Origin of the sequence: Amycolatopsis sp. SID8362, from assembly GCF_010550475.1 — a bacterium.
In the GTDB taxonomy this organism is placed as follows: Bacteria; Actinomycetota; Actinomycetes; order Mycobacteriales; family Pseudonocardiaceae; genus Amycolatopsis; species Amycolatopsis eburnea.
In genome coordinates this window covers 1-731 of record NZ_JAAGNB010001802.1, presented here as the reverse complement: position 1 = coordinate 731, position 731 = coordinate 1, and the positions used below count along the sequence as shown (strand labels likewise).

Sequence of the window (731 nt, the reverse complement as noted above, 5' to 3'; positions counted from 1 at the left end):
CGCGGCGAAGGCACGCAGGTCGAGGCCGTCGGCGCACGGGTGCCCCCGCCGCATCGCGACGACGAGCGAGTCGTGGCCGATGACCTCGGACCGGAACTCGGGCAGCGCCGGCCGTCCACCGCCGAGTTCGAGGTCCACGCGGCCGTGCCGCAGGTCGTCGGTGTCGGCGGAGTTTTCGGCCAGCACCCGCAGCCGCACGCCGGGGGCGGCCGCCATGAGCCGGCCGGCCAGCACCGGGACCACGGACGCGGCCAGCGCGTCGTGGCACTGGATCGTGAAGGTGCGGTCCAGCCCGGCCAGGTCCAGCTCGCGGGCCGGCGTCAGCACCTCGCGGGCCTGCCGGACCAGCCGGTGCACGTCTTCCCGGACCGACAGCGCGTACGGCGTCGGCGCCATCGTGTGGCCGGTGCGCACGAGGATGTCGTCGCCGGTCACCTTGCGCAGCCGCCCGAGCGTGCGGCTCACCGCCGGCGACGACAGGTGCAGCCGCTCGGCCGCGCCCATCACGCTGCCTTCCTCGAGCAGCGCGTCGAACACGGTGAGCAAGTTCAAGTCCAGGTGCACATCGCCAGAAAACCACAGGAGAAAAAATGACCCACGAACCACTCGCCACCGCCGTCCGCGAAGCCGGCGCCCGGGTGCTGGCGCGCTACGCCACCGCGTCCCGGCCGCCCGGGCTGCCGGAGGTGCTGGCGGACCTGCGCGCCAACGACGCCGCCGTCGCCGAAGTG

Annotated in this window: 1 protein-coding gene; it reads right to left on the bottom strand. The window is 74.1% G+C overall.

What is annotated here, in order from left to right; genetic code table 11:
• On the bottom strand, positions 1-552 hold a 552-nt coding region (locus G3I65_RS54960), incomplete at its 3' end, for a LysR family transcriptional regulator (RefSeq protein WP_239072047.1).
• Between the last annotated feature and the right edge of the window lie 179 nt (positions 553-731).